2 protein-coding genes are annotated in these 3,070 nt (G+C 53.0%); both read right to left on the minus strand.

Annotated features, from left to right (window positions below; all coding sequences use genetic code 11):
- A partial coding sequence (locus tag ACIQ0Q_RS09505; RefSeq protein WP_395772695.1) for a hypothetical protein occupies positions 1-342 on the minus strand: 342 nt, incomplete at its 3' end.
- Positions 343-642: 300 nt separating this feature from the next.
- Positions 643-3,070, minus strand: a 2,428-nt coding sequence (locus tag ACIQ0Q_RS09510; RefSeq protein WP_395772696.1) for an ATP-binding protein, incomplete at its 5' end; no start/stop codon positions are given.

Consider the following 3,070-nt stretch of genomic DNA (forward strand, 5'->3'; position numbering starts at 1 on the left):
CGGAGTACCGGTTGCGGCAAAACCGCCATAGAGTTTTACCCCGTCTTTGAGGTAGAACGTTCTATCGCGCGGATCTGCCGGGCTGCTGTTGCCAAAGGGGTCTTGGGTGGGCCTGTAGGTGCCTGCGGCTACCCACACTTCATCGTTGGCGGCAGAGGCGTTGATCATGGCTTGCAAATTGGCGCTGGCGTTTGCCCAACTACTGCCATCGCCTGAGCCGGTGGCGGTGGGTTTTACGTAGCGGATGGCGGCAAAGGCTTGGCTGCTCCCCCCCATCAATAATGAGAAAAACAATGCTACCCGCAGACAGGCAAGGGTAGAGAAAAAAAACTTCGCTGTCATAATATTATATTTTATCAAAGTGAAAAAATAACTGCTGTTTGTTTTTTAGCGCAGGGCTTTGGCCGCAGTTGACGAAGGTTGGTTCCTAAAGTACAGGAGCGGCTATTCCGCCCTTATCCCAGCGCTAACTTCACGATGCAAAGTTGGGGGCAGCGGCAGATAAAGGAGGTGGACTTTCCATTCAAAAAGGTGGACTTTCCATTCATCGAAGAAAAAAAAGGTGGACTTTCCATGCATGAAAGGAGGATTTTCAATGCATAATAAAAATAATAAACGCGTAAGTAAATAAAATTCAGGTGTTTATACTTTGCTGGGCAAAACGCCGAATTCTTCCTGAAAAACCCGGCTAAAATACTTTGGATCGTCGAAACCAGAGGCGTAGGCGGCCTCGGTGACGTTCATTTTTTTATTCAATAAGAGTTCCCTTGCTTTGCTGAGCCGCACGGAGCGGATGAAGCGGGTGGTATTTTTGCCCGTCAGAGCGGTGATCTTGCGGTGCAGTTGCGGCTGGCTAGTGCCAAGCTGGCGGCAGAGGTCTTCCACAGAAAATTGGGCATCGGAGAGATGCTCCATGATGGCAACGTGGGCTTTTTGCAGGAAAATGGCTTCGATTTCGGAGATTGGTGATTGGAGGTTGGAGATTGGCGATTGGGGCAACGAATCACCCACCACCAATCTCCAATCACTATACTTGGCTTGCAGTCGCTTCCGCTGCTCCAACAAATTGGCCAGCGTCACCAACAGTTCCTCTTGGTGGAAGGGCTTGGAGAGGTAGGCATCTGCCCCCCGTTTCAGTCCGGCGATGCGGCTCTGCACATCGGCCTTGGCCGTCAGCAGTACGATGGGGATATGGCTGGTCAGTTCGTTGTGCTTCAGGGTTTCCACCACCTCGAAGCCGTCCTTTTCGGGCATCATCACGTCGCTGACGATGAGGTCGGGGATGGTTTCCAGCGCCTTTTCGATGCCGACCCGGCCGTTGTAGGCAAAATCGAGTTGGTAAGCCCCTTGGCTGCCTGCCCTCGAGGGGGAGGAGAGGCAGGCAGCCAGGTATTCGACGACGTCGGGGTTGTCTTCGATGAGCAGGATGAGTGGCAGATTGGGGTCGGCAGGCTGGGTTTCTGTTGGCAGCGACAACGTAGCGGTGGCAGGTTTTCGGTCTTCGAGGCCCCCGTTGGCTCCTGATTCTAAAAATGCGCTCTTGTTCGTAACAGGCAGTTTCACCAAAAACGTGCTGCCCACGCCCAACGTGCTCTCTACCGATATTTTACCGCCCAGCGCCTTGACCACTTCATGGGTCAATGAAAGCCCGATGCCCGTACCGCCAGACCCCACCCCGGTGCTCCCCGACAGGGAGGCAGCAGCGGATGCCTGGTTTTTTGCCTGAAAAAACCGATCGAACAGGAAGGGCAGTTCATCCGGTGGCACCCCTACCCCCGAATCCGATACCGAGAGGTGCAGCCATGCGTCCTTCACATCAGCCCGCATCAGCACCTTTCCGCCCGAAGGCGTGAACTTGATGGCGTTCGACAGCAGGTTGTGGACAATTTGCAGCAGCCGCTCCGGATCATAGTCCATCACGATTTTGGCCTCCGTGCTCTCTGCCCGCAGCAGTACGTTTTGTGCATTGGCTAAGGAATGCAGGCTCTCAGAAATATAGCGCAGGTAAGGCAGCACGTCGCCTTGTACATAATTGATTTTAAGGGACTTGGACTCCAATTTGGCCAAATCCAAGATTTGGTTGATGAGGCGCAGGAGGTTTTCGCCGTTTCGTTTAATCAAACCTATTTTTCCTTGAACAGCAGGTTTTTCATCGCCAAGCGCGGACTGCCAACTGCCAATTGCCAACTGCTCACTCATGCCAAGGATGACCGTCAGCGGCGTGCGGAACTCATGGGTGATATTAGTAAAAAAGCGGCTCTTAAAATCGTCCAATTCCTTTAGGCGCAAGGCTTCCTGCAAGTCCAATTTTTGGCGCTGGTATTGATAAAACAGCCAGCCGATAGCAGTGATGGCACCGAGGTAAAACAGGTAGGCCACCCAACTCTTCCACCACGGCGGGCGGATGGTGAATTGCAACTCGGCGGGCTGCTCGCTCCACAAACCGTCGTTGTTGCTGCCCTGCACCTTAAAGGTGTAACTGCCCGGTTGTAGGTTGGCAAATTGCACGGTACTCTTGTTGCCTAATACCACCCAATCTTCGTCCCCGGAATCCCCAAATAAACCCGTTTGGATGAGTTGGTAACGGTACAAATTCTGGGAGGGGTTCGTGAAATCGAGCGCTGCAAATTCGAGGGTGATCAGGTTTTGGTCGTGGGAGAGATTGAGCGAAGAGGGATCAGCAACGAGAGCCGAAGCGGGTAGAGGGAAAGGGCGATTATTGACCTGTAAACCAACGATATGCGTCTGCGGTAAGTGTTGGTTGAAAATTAGGCTGTCCGGGTGGAAAACGCTGAAGCCGTTTATGCCGCCGAAAATGAAGTGCCCGTCCCTGGTCTTGAAATAACTCGACTGGTTGAACTCATTGTTCTGCAAGCCATCTGCTTCGGTGAAGACTTTTACGGATTCATCCCGCACATGGAACCGGCAAAGCCCCTTGTTGGTGCTCAACCAGAGATAGCCATCACTCCCGCTTTGGGAGGATACAGGAGGCGGGCTGGCCAGAACGCCGTAGATGATATTGTCGGGCAGCCCTTGTTCCAGTCCATAATGTTTGAACTTGCCACTGTGC

It is taken from the genome of Arenimonas sp. (assembly GCF_044348765.1).
Lineage (GTDB): Bacteria > Pseudomonadota > Gammaproteobacteria > Xanthomonadales > Xanthomonadaceae > Arenimonas.